This is a genomic window from Marinobacter gelidimuriae, from assembly GCF_000372805.1.
GTDB classification, from domain to species: domain Bacteria; phylum Pseudomonadota; class Gammaproteobacteria; order Pseudomonadales; family Oleiphilaceae; genus Marinobacter; species Marinobacter gelidimuriae.
Window position 1 is genome coordinate 89,729 of sequence record NZ_KB889930.1, and the last position, 13,380, is coordinate 103,108.

Annotated in this window: 13 protein-coding genes; 4 read left to right on the forward strand and 9 right to left on the reverse strand. The window is 55.4% G+C overall.

Annotated elements, in window-relative coordinates:
• Positions 1-14: 14 nt before the first annotated feature.
• The gene (locus A3OI_RS0116610) at positions 15-1,334 is read left to right on the forward strand and encodes a TRAP transporter large permease (RefSeq protein WP_018405368.1); all 1,320 of its coding nucleotides are present in this window, start codon (positions 15-17) and stop codon (positions 1,332-1,334) included.
• A gap of 98 nt (positions 1,335-1,432) precedes the next feature.
• Here A3OI_RS0116610 and csiR read toward each other — a convergent pair whose 3' ends face one another.
• The 8 genes from csiR to dctP all read right to left on the reverse strand — a co-directional run bounded on the left by csiR (position 1,433) and on the right by dctP (position 9,987).
• Positions 1,433-2,143, reverse strand: a complete 711-nt coding sequence (gene csiR / locus A3OI_RS0116615) for a DNA-binding transcriptional regulator CsiR (RefSeq protein WP_018405369.1) — start codon at positions 2,141-2,143, stop codon at positions 1,433-1,435.
• A gap of 77 nt (positions 2,144-2,220) precedes the next feature.
• Positions 2,221-3,429, reverse strand: a complete 1,209-nt coding sequence (glcF, locus tag A3OI_RS0116620; RefSeq protein ID WP_018405370.1) for a glycolate oxidase subunit GlcF — start codon at positions 3,427-3,429, stop codon at positions 2,221-2,223.
• 15 nt (positions 3,430-3,444) lie between these two features.
• Positions 3,445-4,503: a glycolate oxidase subunit GlcE gene (glcE, locus tag A3OI_RS0116625; protein ID WP_018405371.1), complete on the reverse strand. Its 1,059-nt coding sequence runs from the start codon at positions 4,501-4,503 to the stop codon at positions 3,445-3,447.
• Positions 4,496-5,983, reverse strand: a complete 1,488-nt coding sequence (locus tag A3OI_RS0116630) for an FAD-linked oxidase C-terminal domain-containing protein (RefSeq protein ID WP_018405372.1) — start codon at positions 5,981-5,983, stop codon at positions 4,496-4,498. The genes glcE and A3OI_RS0116630 overlap by 8 nt, the downstream gene beginning before the upstream one ends.
• 64 nt (positions 5,984-6,047) lie before the next feature.
• On the reverse strand, positions 6,048-6,473 hold the full coding sequence (locus tag A3OI_RS0116635) for a GlcG/HbpS family heme-binding protein (RefSeq protein WP_018405373.1): 426 nt from the start codon (positions 6,471-6,473) through the stop codon (positions 6,048-6,050).
• A 68-nt stretch (positions 6,474-6,541) separates the two neighbouring features.
• The gene (locus A3OI_RS0116640; protein ID WP_018405374.1) at positions 6,542-8,086 is read right to left on the reverse strand and encodes a TRAP transporter large permease; all 1,545 of its coding nucleotides are present in this window, start codon (positions 8,084-8,086) and stop codon (positions 6,542-6,544) included.
• The gene (locus A3OI_RS0116645) at positions 8,086-8,787 is read right to left on the reverse strand and encodes a TRAP transporter small permease subunit (protein ID WP_018405375.1); all 702 of its coding nucleotides are present in this window, start codon (positions 8,785-8,787) and stop codon (positions 8,086-8,088) included. Before A3OI_RS0116645 ends, A3OI_RS0116640 begins: the two co-directional genes overlap by 1 nt.
• A gap of 84 nt (positions 8,788-8,871) precedes the next feature.
• Positions 8,872-9,987, reverse strand: a complete 1,116-nt coding sequence (gene dctP, locus A3OI_RS0116650) for a TRAP transporter substrate-binding protein DctP (RefSeq protein WP_018405376.1) — start codon at positions 9,985-9,987, stop codon at positions 8,872-8,874.
• Positions 9,988-10,279: 292 nt separating this feature from the next.
• Here dctP and A3OI_RS0116655 point away from each other — a divergent pair, with 292 nt between their 5' ends.
• The 3 genes from A3OI_RS0116655 to A3OI_RS0116665 are packed head-to-tail and all read left to right on the forward strand — an operon-like array spanning position 10,280 to position 12,120.
• Complete coding sequence (locus tag A3OI_RS0116655; protein ID WP_018405378.1) at positions 10,280-11,002, forward strand: FCD domain-containing protein; 723 nt, start codon at positions 10,280-10,282, stop codon at positions 11,000-11,002.
• Between the two features lie 25 nt (positions 11,003-11,027).
• Positions 11,028-11,396: a CidA/LrgA family protein gene (locus A3OI_RS0116660; RefSeq protein WP_018405379.1), complete on the forward strand. Its 369-nt coding sequence runs from the start codon at positions 11,028-11,030 to the stop codon at positions 11,394-11,396.
• On the forward strand, positions 11,389-12,120 hold the full coding sequence (locus A3OI_RS0116665; protein ID WP_018405380.1) for an LrgB family protein: 732 nt from the start codon (positions 11,389-11,391) through the stop codon (positions 12,118-12,120). The genes A3OI_RS0116660 and A3OI_RS0116665 overlap by 8 nt, the downstream gene beginning before the upstream one ends.
• Positions 12,121-12,251: 131 nt before the next feature.
• Here A3OI_RS0116665 and A3OI_RS0116670 read toward each other — a convergent pair whose 3' ends face one another.
• Entirely contained in the window at positions 12,252-13,106 is an 855-nt protein-coding gene (locus tag A3OI_RS0116670; protein ID WP_177313729.1) for a LysR family transcriptional regulator, read from the reverse strand.
• Positions 13,107-13,380 lie beyond the last annotated feature (274 nt).

Consider the following 13,380-nt stretch of genomic DNA (forward strand, 5'->3'; position numbering starts at 1 on the left):
AAAGGGCTTTTCCGATGACAAATTTAGACCCCATTACCATCACCGCCATCATGTTTTGCTCCATGATCGTGCTGATGGTAATCGGTGCTCCGTTGGCTTGGGCACTCATGATTTCAGGCATGGGCAGTGCCTATTTGATGTTCGGCCCTGGCGGGCTGCAGTTTCTGCTCTCGTCAGCCTTCAGCACTATGGACAACTTTCTGCTGGTTGCACTCCCTTTGTTCATATTTATGGGACTGGTGCTGGAGCGCTCAGGGATCACTGACGATCTTTTTGAGATGATACACAAACTGATGGGCCGGCTTCCTGGCGGTCTTGGTGTAGGTACTGTTTTGATCTGTGCCCTTATCGCCGCTATGGCTGGCGTCTCGGGTGCGGCGACCGTAAGCCTGGGTATCATTGCACTGCCTGCAATGCTTAAACGCGGTTACGACAAAAAGCTGGCTACTGGCACTATTATGGCCGGCGGGGCACTCGGCTTTTTGATCCCCCCGAGCGTGGTGATGATCGTCTATGCTTTCCTTGCACGCGAATCTGTGGGCAAGCTGTTTGCTGCGGGTTTGATGCCGGGCCTGATGCTGGCGGGCATTTACATGGCATACATACTCATTCGCTGCCGCTTGAACCCGGCACTCGGTCCCGCAGCGCCGGTAGAAGAGCGCTTTACCGCTAAAGAAAAATTTATCTCTCTGCGCCACCTCATCTCCCCCGGTATTCTGGTCACAACGGTACTGGGCTGCATTATTGGTGGTGTTACGTCTCCGTCTGAGGCGTCTGCGGTAGGCGCTGCCGGAGCACTCCTCATAGCAGCCATGCACGGGCGACTGAGTTGGAGTTTGCTGCGTTACGTTATGCTAACCACGACAAAAATCACTGGTATGCTGTTGTGGATTGCGATAGCGGCGGTATTTTTCAGCCGGATTTACATGGGGTTAGGTGCTGACATGATTGTCAGTGACTTAATCGATGCGTTCTCGCTGTCGCCCTATGTTGTCATCATTATAATGCTGGCCACCTTCTTCGCGCTGGGGATGTTTCTGGATGACTTTGCCATCCTGTTCATCACCATCCCGATTTACGTGCCAATCGTGCGCGATCTGGGTTTCGATACCACCTGGTTTGCGGTGCTGTTTGTTCTCAGTATGCAATCAGCGTATTTAACGCCCCCCTTTGGCTACAATCTTTTCTACATGCGATCGGTGGCGCCTAAATCCATCACCATTGTGGATATTTATTACGCGGCGCTGCCTTACGTCGGTTTGCAGCTTATTGGCCTTGCACTGGTTGTGGCTTTTCCGGCCATTGCGCTGTGGCTACCCGGTTTGTTGTTCTAACAAACGCATTGTCTGCTCCACAGGTAGTACAAAAAAAGGGGAGAACAATATTGTTCTCCCCTTTTTTTGTACTTGGCCACTGTCTCAAAATGCAGTTTTCAGGCAATATCCTGCTGCCTCATGACTGCAGTAATAATCGGCACAGGCGTCATCAGGTGTTCGCGCATCATCTTCTCGGCCTCTTCTTTGCGGCGTGCAAGAGTAACCTCCACGAGCGCAGCGTGCTCCTGGCGCTTTTTTTCTAAGGCCTCGCTGGAAAAAACGGTTTCTTTCAGCCAGACATGGCGATAGCGCTGAACTTTATCAAAAAGCCCGTCGCGCACTTTCATTAGCTGAGGAGAACGGCAACCGCAAACCAGAGCGGCATGAAACTGGCTGTGGCGGGCATCCCATACTTCCAGCAGTGAGCCGGGGGTATGGGTTTTACTCACTTTCGCGAGCTGATAGTTTCGGGCCAATATGTCCGCTTCCCAGTTGTCATCACCCCGTTCAATCGCCAAGCCAAGCATCATGGCTTCCAGCTCTGCACGCGCATCGTAAATATCATGCAATTCTGCAAGCGACATAGGAGAAACGCGATAGCCTCTCTGACTGATGGCCACGACTAATTGCTCGGCTACCAAGTGCGACAAGGCTTCGCGTAGCGGCCCGATGCCAAGGTCGTAGCGCTCCTTTAAGATGCTCATGCGTAGCTTCTCGTCGGGGTGGAACTGACCCTTGATAATGTCATTCTTTAGCAGCTTGTAAGCGCGGACACCGAGGTTTTCTCTGATATCCGCCCGCTCTTCCTGAGGTGTTTTCGGATTCATGGTTGATTCATGGTTAACAGATTCGAAAAATTGACTTCAAATCATAACATAATTCGATTGAAAGCAATGGAGTGGACTCACCGGTCCAGAAGTTCCACCCAATGCTGCACCGGTACCTGCGCCTTGGTTTCCAAGTGGAGCTGGCAGCCAATGTTGGCGGTTACGATGCGGTCAGGTTGGTCCAGGGTCAGCGCTTCGAGTTTATTTTTCAACAGCTTCTGACTCATTTCCGGCTGCATGATGGAGTAGGTGCCTGCGGAACCGCAGCACAGGTGTTTGTCTTTGGTTTTTGCCAGGTCAAAACCGACTTTGGTCAGCACCTGTTCTACCAGGCCATTTTTCTGCATTGCGTGCTGCAGGGTGCAGGGGCAGTGGAACGCTATTTTGTCGGTGGAAGCCTGCAGATCGAGTTTGCCCAGGTCTTCGGCCAGCAATACTTCACTGATGTCTTTCATCAGTTCACTGACGCGCTTGGCTTTTTGGGCGTACACCGGGTCGTCGCGAAGCAGGTGGCCGTAGTCTTGCACCATGGCCCCACAGCCAGAGGCTGTCATCACAATGGCCTCGGCTCCGGCTTCAATGGCGGGCCACCAGGCGTCGATGTTGTTGCGCATGAAGTTTAAACCTTCCTCATGGGCCGACAGGTGATAACTGACGGCACCGCAACATCCGGCTTTCGGAGCCTCTACCAGAGTAATTCCAAGCTTGTCCAGCACCCGCGCTGTTGACGCATTGGTAGTGGGGGCAGCGGAGGATTGCGCGCAACCGGCCAGCCCCATCATCACCCGAGGGTGGCTGGCCGTGGGCCAGGGTGAGGCTTTGCGTCGCGGCGGCACCTTGGCTTTGAGGGCTTCTGGTAGTATGGGCCTGAACGTTTGCCCAAGCGCCAGCAGCGGCCCGAAACGGCTGCTGTACGGCAGTACTTTGCGCAGCGCCAGCCGCAACATCCGTTCGCTGCGCGGGCGTTCCAGCTTCTCCTCGATCACACCACGGCCAATGTCGACCAGGCGGCCGTATTGAACACCGGAGGGGCAGGTGGTTTCGCAGGCGCGGCAGGTCAGGCAGCGGTCCAGGTGGTCCCGGGTTTTGCTGGTGACTTCAGCGCCTTCCAGCAGTTCCTTAATCAGGTAGATGCGACCCCGAGGGCCGTCACGCTCGTCATTGAGTTCCTGGTAGGTCGGGCAGGTTGCGGTGCAAAAACCGCAATGGACGCATGCCTGCAATATGGATTCGGCTTCCAGGCCTTCCGCAGTGTTCTGAAATTCAGCAACAAGGTTGGTCTTCATTGAGCACCTGCTAGGTTACAACCAGCTGTAGAGCCGCCCGGGATTGAAAAGGGCGTCAGGATCAAAGGAATTTTTCAGTCGTTTCTGGATGGCTTGCAGGGCGGGCTGCTGGTGGTGCATAACTTCGCCAGTGCGGTCACCGCCGCGATACAGGCTGACCTGTCCGCCGGCTTTCTCGGCATGGGCTTCCATGGTGGCCATTTCGCCATCGCCGCGGTACCAGCGCTGGGAGCCCGCCCAATCCAGCAGCCAGGGACCTTTTAACGGTGGCGTTGCCGCGGTGGAGTTTATGGAAAAGCGCCACAGCGGCTGCTCGCCCGCAAAGAATTCTAATTGCTGATTGCGCAATTGCTGCCAGAAGGTGTCGCCGTCTGCCATTACCGGTATATCCCAGTGCTTGGCCGTGGCTTCCACCGCAGACTGGGCGCCGGACAGTCGTAAATACAGCGTACCATCAAGCCAACAGGCGCCGGATAAAGGCTTGGGCTCGGCGGCCCGGGCGTTCATAAAACGTATGGCTTCGGAGTGTTCCATTTCCCGTGACAGGGTCAGGGTGATTGCCGGTCTCGGTAAAACCTTGAGACTGATTTCTGTCATGACGCCAAGCGTGCCCATGGCGCCTGCCTGGGTGCGTGAGACGTCGTAGCCCGCGACGTTTTTCATCACCTGTCCGCCAAAACGCAGCTTTTCGCCTTTGCTGTTAATTAGGTTGACGCCTAGCACCTGATCACGCACCGAGTTCCACCAGGGGCGACCCGGGCCGGACTGGTTGCAGGCCAGGGTGCCACCGATGGTGGAGCGGTCGCCAAAGTACGGCGGCTCGAACGATAGCATCTGGTTTTTCTCCGCCAGCGCGGTTTCGATTTCGCTCAGCGGCGTACCGGCGCGGACGGTTAAAACCAGCTCCAACGGCTGGTAGTCAACAATGCCGCTATGGCCGCCAACGTCCAGTTGCTGGGCGCTGATTTCGCGGCCCATAAACTGTTTGCTGCCACCGCCTACGATGGCCAGTTTGTGGCCCTCGGTACGGGCGTCGTTGATCTGCTGCTGAAGGTGTTTGGTGATATCAGGCATGCTGCACTTCCGGGGCCTGTGGTTTAACGTTAATGGCTCGGTATTCCTGACAATTGCGCAGGGTGGGTACACCCTTGCCCGGGTTTAAGGTTCCCTGGGGGTCGAAGGCGCTTTTGACGGCATTAAGCTGTTCAATTTCGGGGTCCGTAAACTGCAGGGGCATCTGGCGAATTTTCTCCACGCCAACGCCGTGTTCGCCGGTAATGCAGCCGCCCACCTTAACGCAGAGCTCGAGGATGTCGCTGCCGAAGGCTTCTGCGCGCTCCAGTTCGCCCTCTTTGTTGGCATCAAACAGGATCAGCGGGTGCAGGTTGCCGTCACCGGCGTGAAATACGTTGGCGACGCGCAGGCCAAATCGCTTTGACATGTCTTGCATCTCGTTCAGTACTTGACCGAGGTGCGCCCTGGGAATAGTGCCGTCCATGCAGTAGTAGTCCGGAGAAATCCGGCCCATGGCAGGAAAGGCGTTCTTGCGGCCTTTCCAGAGCAGAGCCCGTTCGGCATCGTCTTTTGAGGTACGAACGGAGGTGGCGCCAAAATCCCGGAACAGCGCTTCGGCTTTTTCGATGTGTTCCTGCACTTCTTCCTTGGTACCGTCTACCTCGCACAGCAGCAGGGCGGCGGCTTCCACCGGGTAGCCCGCGCCGGTAAAGGCTTCCACGGCTATGATGGCATGGCTGTCCATCATTTCCAGCCCGGCGGGGATGATGCCCTGGGCAATAATGCCGCCGACGGCGGCGCCTGCTTCATCCACCGTGCCGAAGCCAGCCATAATGACCCGCGCAATTTCCGGGGTTGGCAGCAGCTTTACCTGTACTTCGGTAATGATGCCCAGCAGGCCTTCAGAGCCGGTAATCAGCGCCAGCAGGTCCATGCCGCAGCTGTCCAGGCCATCGCTGCCGATCACCACACGCTCACCGTCTACGGTAACCATCTCGACGCTTAGAATGTTGTGGGTGGTAAGCCCGTATTTAAGGCAATGCACACCGCCGGAGTTTTCACCCACATTGCCGCCGATGGTGCAGGCGATCTGGGAGGATGGGTCTGGCCCGTAGTAGAGACCAAAGTCGGCGGCGGCTTCACTGATGGCCAGGTTACGCACACCGGACTGCAGGCGGGCCGAGCGCGCGAGCGGATCGATATGCAGGATGCGGTTGAACTTGGCCAGCGACAGCACCACACCGCCAGCGTCAGGCATGGCGCCCGCACTCAGGCCGGTGCCTGCGCCGCGGGCAACCACCGGAACCCCGTGCTGGTGGCACAGGCGCATTACCTGTTGCACCTGTTCAACGGTCTCGGGCAGCACGACCAATAGCGGCATTACGCAATACATTGACAGGCCGTCACACTCGTAAGGCTTGAGCGTCTCTTCGTCGGTAATGACGAATTGTGGATCAATGAACTTCCGAAACATCTCTGCCAGTTCGGTTTTGCCAGGCTTGCTGGCGGCAGTGTTTAACGGTTTGCTGTCAGTGTTCATTACGCGACTCCGGCCCTGTGTGGGGCAGTTCTCTTTATATCTACGTCCTGCTCACAATGACGTGCTACGTGCGACCAGCATTAAGGTGATCAATGCCGGCCTGGGCACAATCCATATCTTGTTGCGGTGAACCGGAGCTTAGGCCAATGCCGCCGACCACTTCGCCATCTATAACAACAGGCAGACCGCCACCGACCACGCACAAACGCCCACCCTGCGAGGTATGAATACCGAATACCAGGTTGCCGGGTACGCAGGCGGCGTTGTATTCGTGGGTAGCCTTGCGGGCAGCGGCGGCGGTGTAAGCCTTGTCTTGAGCGACGATGACACTGCTGATTTTGCCGCCATCCATACGCTCAAAAGCGATCAGGTTACCGGACTCGTCGGTGATGGCGATACACATTGGGATGCCGATTTCCCGGGCCTTGGCGGCGGCGCCTTCGATCAACAGGCGGGCGTCTTGCTGGTCCAGTCTTTTCAATGTGATCATTTTGTATTTTCCTTAAACGGTTAAGTTGGCCGCTATCTAGCGGCCTCGATTTTCTTAGGTGCCAGCCGTCAACCGTACACCAGATTCGGCAGATAGGTGACGATGGCCGGGAAGACTATACACAGAAACAGACCCAGTGCCTGTAGCCCCAGGAACACCAGCGCCGACCGGAAGATGGTTGCCATCGAGATTTCCGGGGGGCATACCCCGCGGAGATAGAAGAGCGCATACCCGAAAGGCGGACTCAGGAACGACATCTGCATATTCACCAGATACAACACCCCGAACCAGAGCACCACGTCTGAGCTGTCAATGCCGGGGAAGCCGAACAGACCGTCAAAAGTCAGTGCTTCAACAATCGGAATAAAGATTGGCACGGCCAGCAAAAGTATACCCACCCAGTCCAGGAACATGCCCAGAACCACCAACAGCAGCATCAGCAGGCACAACACGGCGTACGGCGACAGGCCGATGCCCAGAATGGTTTCAGTGATGAATACCTGGCCACCTTGCAGGATGTAGAAGCCTACAAACACCGAGGCGCCGAACATAATCCACAGCACCATGGCAGAAGCTTTGGTGGTGGTAACAGAGGCATCCCGCAGCGCAGCAATAGACAGTGCGCCGTGTTTCCAGGCCACAATCATGGCGCCAAATGAGCCAATACCTGCAGCTTCCACCGGTGTTGCCACACCGCCAAACAATAAGCCCAGCACCAGAAACACCAGCACCAGCGGCGCAATCAGGCTTTTCAGTAGGCGCAGTTTTTCACCCATGGAAACCCGCTCTTCCAACGGCACCGGTGGCCCGAGCTTTGGATTAAGCCAGCTGCGGATCAGTACATAGGCGATGTAGGTCGTTGCCAGCATTAGGCCCGGTATGATCGAACCCAGGTAGAGTTCGCCCACAGATTGCTGAGCGACCACGGCATACAGAATGGCCAGAATTGAGGGTGGGATCAGAATGCCCAGCGTGCCGCCAGCCATGATCGAACCCAGTGCGATCTTGTGATCGTAACCGCGTTTCAGCATGGCAGGCAGGGCAATGATGCCCATGGTAACCACCGCGGCACCGATAACACCGACCATTGCAGCCAGAATGGTAGAGGCCAAAATGGTGGCTACCGCAAGGCCGCCACTCAGGCCGCCCATCCATTTATAGACCACACTGAACATTTCCTCGATCAGCCCGGCTCGTTCCAGCATAGAGGCCATGAAGATGAACAGAGGAATGGCCGCCAGGTCAGAGTTGGTCATCATCGGAAAGATACGGCTTGGCACAATGTTGAGCATTGCCGTGTCGCCAACCAGATACACAAACATCACGCCCAGGCCGCCGGTTACAAACGCCAGTGGCAGGCCCATCATCAGGGCAACCATCAGCGAGCCAAACATCAAATACGTCAGTGGCCCGATTTCAACACTGGCCAGGCTCCCGGCAAGGCGGAACAGAAAAAACTCATCACTGTATGGGTCGAAAAACAGGATGTTGATCATTTCGATACAAATAACAAAGCCGATCCCGACAGTCGCCAGGATCATCAGCCAGGTGCCCAGCTTACCGATAAGAGGGTTTTTCGGTGCAGGGTTGGCGTTGGCAGCTTGAGTGGACATTAAGATGCCTCCCGGCCAAGACGAATAAAGACTGAAATGTCTTTCAGCAGTTTTGAAATACCGGCCAACAGAATCAGCACCGAGCCCAGCAGCATGACGCCCTTGACCGGCCAATACTGGATGCCCCAGGTTTCAACGGTGGTTTCGCCCATGGAGTAAGAGTTGCTGAAGTAGGTCCAGGAGGTCAGTACCAGCACCAACGCAAACATGAAGAAGAACATGGATGTGAAAATATCCATACCCACTCGGCCGCGCACGGGCAAATAGTTGTAGACCACGTCTACCCGCACATGGGAGCCATGCAACAGGGCAAAGCCGCCCGCCAGAAGGTATTGCATGCCCAGCAGCAGATAGCTGGCCTCATGCACCCAGATGGTCGGGGTATTGAAGATGTAACGCATGACAACTTCGAAGAAATAGAAGCACACCGCGTTAACGGTCCAGAATGAAATGAACAGACCGGTTTTGTCACTCATCCAGTCTATGGCACGAGTGAACAAGCTCTCGTCTGAGGGCCGGTAGGCAGATGCGGAAGGATGTTCCTGGAGTTCCCCTCCAACCGGAATTTCCGGTTCTGTCGCGGGTTGTGGGTCGGTATCGCGCCAATGACCCAGTGCAATCATTATAAGCGGCATAAACGCAAGCCAGCCCCAATACAGCCAATGGGGCATTACAAAGCCAAAGCCTTCCAGGTCAGACATGATGAACTACCTCTGGTTATACCCAGATGTTGTAATGGAAAAAAGGGAGAGCACATGCTCTCCCTGGATTGGACGCTAAGGGTGTTACTTCATGCCCTTGATGTCTTCCTCAGTGATGTAACCAACGGTGTCGTTCATCATGTACTTGAGCTGCATGTCGAAGATCTCGCGGGCGTCTTCGCTCTTGTTAGCCCAGCGATACCAGACCGGAATCGCGGCACGACGGAATTCCTGCAGGTCTTCCTGGCTCAGGCGGGTAACGGTGGTACCCGCTGCCTTGAACTTTTCCATCGCCTCAATGTTGCGCTTTTGGATAGCCAGGTAGTGTTTCTGGGAATAGATACGAACTTCGTCTTCCACCGTTTGCTGCAGCTTGGGATCCAGCGCGTTCCAGGCTCGCAGGTTAACGGTCAGGTCCATCAGGTCAACCGGCTGGTAGACCGACATAACGCCGGGAGGCCCCATAAGAATGTATTTGGTAACCTGGGAAAATCCCAGGTCCCAGTTTACGGCTGGCCCTACATAGTCAGCAGCGTCTATGGTGCCTTTCTCCAGCGCCGGGAAGATGTCGGAGCCGGGTAGGCTGACTGCTGCCACACCGAATTTGGCGAATACTTCTGCCACCATGCCGCCGGGCAGGCGCATTTTCAGGCCCTTCAGATCGGCAAGACTGTTAATCGGCTTCTTGGAGTGAATGATATTGGCGTCGTGCTGAATCGGTCCGACGTAGAACAAGCCAAATTTCTTATAAATTTCACGTGTTTTTTCCAGCATGCCCAGGGAATAGAACATGGTGTCCCACTGGTGTGGCTGATCGGGGCCGGCCGGATAAGACGACAGGAATACCGACGCTGGAATTTTTCCCGACCAATACAGGGTAAACGGGTTCATGCCCTGCAATACGCCGTTACGCACGGCTTCGAACAGGCCGTTATTGTCGGCTGCCACCGCTTTGGCAGGGAAACAAGTGAACTTGAGCTCACCGCCCGTTTTCTCTTCCATGCCGTCACACCATTCTTTGAACAGGTCGTAACCGACAGTGCCTGCGTCCCAAACGGACTGGATTTTCCAGGTAGTCGCTGCCTGAACGCTGCTGGCGAGCAGTGTTGCACTTATGGCGGCGGACACCGCGAGGGTTTTCAGGAAGCCACGGCGGCGCGCCGAGCCTTTGTTCTCGATCTTGTAGGTGATGTCAGTCATCGTAGAAACTCCAGATGCAGGGCTTTGTTGTTGTTTATACCACTCTGTACGATTGGCACCGGACGAATTACTCGCGGGTGCAACGCTTTGCAAAGTGACTGTAACCTAATGTTCGATTCGAAGCAGCATTCAAGTCCAGCGCTTTACTTGCTGGTCAGACCAGTTTTTGTAGACAGGCACGCAGGCATCCGCCATATTCTTTGGCAGGCGCGCTATCCGCAAACCTAAATTTTTTTTCATGGAGAGCTGGTCTGACCAGTTAATTTGAGTGATGCAGGAAAGACCTATTTCCATGTCGCGGGCGGTTGCGTATCGCCTTGAACAACTGATTCTCGACGGCAGTCTTGCGCCGGAGCAGATGATTCCCTCCGAACGGCAGTTGGCAAGCCGCTTTGGGGTTTCTCGCGCCATCGTTCGGGAAGCCCTTCATGAGCTTCAGGGCAGGGGCATCATTCGAACACAGCATGGCAAAGGTTCCTTCGTGTCGCATATGGTGCCGGAGCCCGAGGACAACGGCCCTTTGATGCAGATGTTCATGGAGCACTCCCGCACCCTTTATGATCTGTTCGAGGTGCGACAGGAGCTGGAGGGGAAGGCCGCGTATCTGGCGGCAGAACGCGCCACAGAAAAAGACCAGTACCAGATTACCAAAGCCTTCGAAGCCATGGAGAAAGCCGACCCGCTCACCAATGCGGACCTCGACCATGCCTTTCATCGGGCCATTGTGAACGCTTGCCATAACCCGGTGCTGATTCACGTGCTCAACAGCTTGAAAGACCTTATGTTGAACTCGGTGCAGGCGTCGGTGGCCAACCTTAGCCACCGGGATGCATTCAAGCAGCAGATCGACAAACATCACCGCCAGATCTACCATTCAGTCATCAGCCGGCAAGCCAAGTGGGCCCAAAAGGCCGCTATGGCGCATGTGGCTCATGTTGCTGAAGCGCTCAGAGCCATCGAAACGCAGGAGAATGGTCTAATCCGATCTTCAATCACGCCATCCGCCGTTCGCTAATTCTGATATTCCTGGATGACATTTAATGCAGTTAATTAATGGAATCACTTTGCTACTGATCTACCAGCTGGCAGGCGAAGTGAGTGTTCGGTTGCTGGGGTTGCCGGTGCCTGGCCCGGTGATGGGCATGGTCATGCTGTTTATAACGTTGATGATACGGGGGCGGGTGGCCAAGGCCGTTGAGCCTGCGTCTACTGCCCTTCTGGGCCACCTTTCGCTGCTGTTCGTGCCAGCCGGGGTGGGGCTTATTGTTCACTTCAATCGCCTTGGCAACGAGTGGTTGCCCATCAGTGTCACCCTGTTACTCAGCACCATTATCACCATGGCGGTCACCGCTCTGGTGATGCAGTGGGTCACCCGGCTGACGGCCAGGCGAGAACCGAACCATGATTGAACCAGACCTGAACAGGATATGGGTTTATCTGTCTGCGTCACCCCTGCTGGGCTTGACCATGACCTTGGTGGCCTACAGCCTGGCGCACCGTCTTTATCTTCGCTCGGGTTCCAACCCTTTGCTAAACCCGGTGGTGACGTCGGTTACGGCACTTATCCTGTTTCTGCTGGCGACGGACACGTCCTACGATGATTATTTTGATGGCGCCCAGTTCGTTCACTTTCTGCTGGGCCCCGCCACCGTGGCGCTGGCTATTCCTCTGTACCAGCAATTCAACAAACTGAAACAGGTTTGGCTGCCGGTCACCGTGGCTTTGGTAACCGGCGTGGTTGTTGGTGCGTTCAGCTCGGTGGCGATTGCCCGACTGTTGGGCGCCAGCCTTGAAACCCAGTTGTCACTGGCCCCTAAGTCGGTAACGGCGCCGGTAGGCATGGCGATATCGGAACAGATCGGAGGCCTGCCTTCGCTCACAGCGGCTTTGGTGGTGGTTACCGGTATTATTGGCGCCGTTATCGGCTCCAAGCTATTCGATTTGATGGGTATTCGAGACGACAGTGTGAAAGGTATTGCTATGGGCATGACGTCCCACGGTATCGGCACCGCGCGGGCTTTCCAGGTCAGCGCCCAGATGGGCGCATTCTCTGGTCTTGCCATGGCGCTGTCGGCTTTCCTTTACTCGGTTTTTCTGCCGTGGCTGTTGAGTGTTTCCGGTGTGCTTGGATGACTCGTTACTTCATCAAAAGCCAAGGCTACGGACTCAGTTGAGACGAACGGGTGTCCGGAATTATTGAATTACTACAAAAGCTTACTGCTCAGTTGAGTGGCAGCTAACGTCTGACTATTGACCCGGCGAAATCATTGCAAGCTCTGAAAGGCACTTTTCACGTGGGCAGCCAACGCGTCATTGAGGGGATTGGAGCCTCTGCGCACGAGTGCCAGCTGATAACGGCCTATCTCTGGCAGGTCGTCGCTGACAATCTGTTTGAGCGGTAACCGCACAAGGCTCAGGGGNAANGGCGCAACGGCAAGGTCTGCAATCATCGCAGCTTCCTGGCCGGAGCAGTGCTCGCAGGTGTAGGCGATCCGGTAGGGAGTACCAGCGTTCTCCAGGGTGCGTAATGTCATCTGGCGCCATGCGCATCCCTCGTGAGCCACCGCAATCGGCAGGGGCCTGTTCAGATACGCAGACGAACCCTCCTTGCCTGCCCAAACCAGTGGTTCCTCATGCACAACCTCGCCACGAAGGCCCCTAACGCGTTCTGACACAGTCACCAGCACCATATCGAGCTCTCCCGCATCCAGCTTTGTCAGATTCTGCTTGCTTGAGCCGACAACAACATCCACCAACACAGCCGGATAGGAACGCGCAAACTGGGCGAGTATCTCGGGTAGAATCCGGGTGCCAACATCATCTGAGGTACCAAAACCCACCTTGCCTTCCAGCGCGGGTGCGATGAAATGCTCTACCGCTTCCTGGTTGAGTCGCAATAACCGACGGCTGTATGCCAGTAATACCTCACCGTCGTTGGTCAACCGAACCTGACGCGGCTCGCGAACAAACAGACGTTTGCCCAGGGTTTTTTCAAGTTGCTTGATTTGCATGCTCAACGCCGAAGGCGTTCGGTGGACGACTTTTGCCGCAGCGGTAAACGTTCCACACTCTGCAATCGCGACAAACGTTCTAAGCACCTCATTATCGAGCAGCGGCATCGTCACCTGATTACATCTCCTAAAAAAGCATTGGCATCTGACTTAAGTATATCTGAAGACAGAGTTAAATTCTTTTCGTTTGATTGAATGCAGAGAGGCCGCCACTATACTTGCTCAATGCAATGAGGCAGGCGCGTTTGCAGCAATGTCATCAACTTAAGCCCCAAAAGTCCATCATGACCCTCTGAGTCACCAAGATTACCAATCGTGAGACAGCCTATTATTGAATCGACAGGCGATTAAAATCAGAGTCTAACCCGAAATCAGCTCCAAA

Excerpts from the sequence above, each read along its gene's own strand:
- glcF (WP_018405370.1), bottom strand. The coding sequence starts at position 3,429 with ATGAAGACCAACCTTGTTGCTGAATTTCAGAACACTGCGGAAGGCCTG.
- A3OI_RS0116610 (WP_018405368.1), top strand. The coding sequence starts at position 15 with ATGACAAATTTAGACCCCATTACCATCACCGCCATCATGTTTTGCTCC.
- A3OI_RS0116640 (WP_018405374.1), bottom strand. The coding sequence starts at position 8,086 with ATGTCCACTCAAGCTGCCAACGCCAACCCTGCACCGAAAAACCCTCTT.
- A3OI_RS0116665 (WP_018405380.1), top strand. The coding sequence starts at position 11,389 with ATGATTGAACCAGACCTGAACAGGATATGGGTTTATCTGTCTGCGTCA.
- A3OI_RS0116635 (WP_018405373.1), bottom strand. The coding sequence starts at position 6,473 with ATGATCACATTGAAAAGACTGGACCAGCAAGACGCCCGCCTGTTGATC.
- A3OI_RS0116645 (WP_018405375.1), bottom strand. The coding sequence starts at position 8,787 with ATGTCTGACCTGGAAGGCTTTGGCTTTGTAATGCCCCATTGGCTGTAT.
- A3OI_RS0116630 (WP_018405372.1), bottom strand. The coding sequence starts at position 5,983 with ATGAACACTGACAGCAAACCGTTAAACACTGCCGCCAGCAAGCCTGGC.
- A3OI_RS0116660 (WP_018405379.1), top strand. The coding sequence starts at position 11,028 with ATGCAGTTAATTAATGGAATCACTTTGCTACTGATCTACCAGCTGGCA.
- A3OI_RS0116655 (WP_018405378.1), top strand. The coding sequence starts at position 10,280 with ATGTCGCGGGCGGTTGCGTATCGCCTTGAACAACTGATTCTCGACGGC.
- csiR (WP_018405369.1), bottom strand. The coding sequence starts at position 2,143 with ATGAATCCGAAAACACCTCAGGAAGAGCGGGCGGATATCAGAGAAAAC.
- glcE (WP_018405371.1), bottom strand. The coding sequence starts at position 4,503 with ATGCCTGATATCACCAAACACCTTCAGCAGCAGATCAACGACGCCCGT.
- dctP (WP_018405376.1), bottom strand. The coding sequence starts at position 9,987 with ATGACTGACATCACCTACAAGATCGAGAACAAAGGCTCGGCGCGCCGC.